This window comes from Yersinia sp. 1252 StPb PI, assembly GCF_048593885.1.
In the GTDB taxonomy this organism is placed as follows: domain Bacteria; phylum Pseudomonadota; class Gammaproteobacteria; order Enterobacterales; family Enterobacteriaceae; genus Yersinia; species Yersinia enterocolitica_E.
Genome location: NZ_JAZGQE010000352.1, coordinates 1 through 1,666 on the forward strand (window position 1 = coordinate 1; position 1,666 = coordinate 1,666).

Below are 1,666 nucleotides of genomic sequence, written 5' to 3' on the forward strand. Positions count from 1 at the left end.
TTATATCTATGACATGCCCTATAGTCATACTTCAATAGACTTTTATGAATTTATACATTCCTCATCACTAGAAACTTCGTGGAGCTATCTTGAGGGTGTATTAAATGCGATTAAAGCCTTTCATGAAAAAAATTCCGCAGGAATGGCAGAAAATAAAATTGTTGAAATATATGTAAATGAGAAAATGGTCGCTAACTTTGATAAAATAAAATTGTTGACACCAATATTTTTTGATCAAGAAAAAATCACCATAAATGGTCAGAATATTGATCTGAAGCGGATCGACTCTTGGGTGCACAATGAAGCTCGTATTAATGATTTTACTATTCGTGATATATCTGTAATTCATGGCGATTTAACTATTGAGAATATTGTCATTGATAAAAATCATAGTAATGGATGGTTTATTATTGATCCGAATATAGGTAATTTTTTTGAATCACCCTTACTTGATTATGCTAAATTGATGCAATCATTACATTTAGGCTATGAATCGCTTAATAGATCAATTACCTGCCAATGTGATGATGATAGTGTGACTGTGAGCATTTTTCGTTCCTCACAATATGCAGATATCTATGATGCATACAAAAAATGGATTAATGATAGCTTTGGGAAAACCTTCCTCAAGGAGGTTTTTTTGCATGAAATCATTCATTTTGCTCGATTAGTACCCTACAAGTTTAGAAAAGATAAAACTGTTGGTAACGCATTTACTGCATGTATGTTATTGCTAATAAATGAATATTTGGATGAGATTGAATATGGCAATTGAAGCAATATTAACAGATATGGATGGTACATTAATCGATACTGAACATGCTAATGCGGCTTCATATTGTGAGGCTATCTCAGCCTATGGTATAGATATTTCTACCGAATATTTTTGTCAGGAATATAGTGGAATGTCTTGGAAGCAATTTTTGCCAATAATACTTCCTGACCATGAAATGGATGTTTACAGTGCAATTGCAGCCGATAAAAAAGACATTTATCGAAATAATATGGCAAAGACTAGTGTGTTTGAGCCAGTTCATCAGTTTCTTTTAAATTTTTATGGATTGGCTAAATTAGGCATAGTCACTACAGCATCACGACAAGCTGTCAATAACCTGCTCCAGTATCATAATTTAGGAGAGATTTTTGATGTGATTGTTTCTGGTGACGATGTTAAAAATGCTAAGCCTCATCCTGAACCCTACCTGTTAGCTGCCGCTAAGCTTGATGTTGATATCAAGAAATGCATTATTCTTGAGGATTCTCTTATTGGAGTTGAATCTGGGACAGCCTCTGGTGCTACAGTCTTTGTTGTAAAACATGCAAAATAAATCAATAATTTTCATTATCGTATCTGGTTTTGGTTGGATTCTTGATGTTTTGGTAATGGCGTCCTTGGTACATAATGGGGTTGTCCCTGGGGTCGCGAATATGATAAGTGCTGGCACTGCCATCACTTTTGTATATTGGATCTCTAGGGTGTTCATCTTCCAAAAGAAAGCTGATCGTAGGGGGGGGCTTGGCTATGTTATTTACTGTTGCTATAGTGTAATCGTTATTTTAGTGTTCTCAGCTTTAATTCAATATATAAGCCTTCATCTCTACGGTTATTTTGATTACAAACGACCCTTATCACTCCTTGCTGTTGTTGAGAAAATAATGGTAACAC

The 1,666-nt window shown here is 34.6% G+C and carries 3 protein-coding genes; all 3 read left to right on the plus strand.

Going from position 1 to position 1,666, the window contains the following annotated elements; translation table 11 throughout:
• Positions 1-775, plus strand: a 775-nt coding sequence (locus tag V2A85_RS23475) for a hypothetical protein (RefSeq protein ID WP_420072527.1), incomplete at its 5' end; no start/stop codon positions are given.
• A complete protein-coding gene (locus tag V2A85_RS23480) occupies positions 765-1,328 on the plus strand; it encodes an HAD family hydrolase (protein ID WP_420072528.1) in 564 nt (187 codons plus the stop codon). The genes V2A85_RS23475 and V2A85_RS23480, both read left to right, overlap by 11 nt.
• Positions 1,318-1,666 (plus strand): GtrA family protein (locus V2A85_RS23485; RefSeq protein ID WP_420072529.1); only part of this gene is annotated, 349 nt, incomplete at its 3' end. The genes V2A85_RS23480 and V2A85_RS23485, both read left to right, overlap by 11 nt.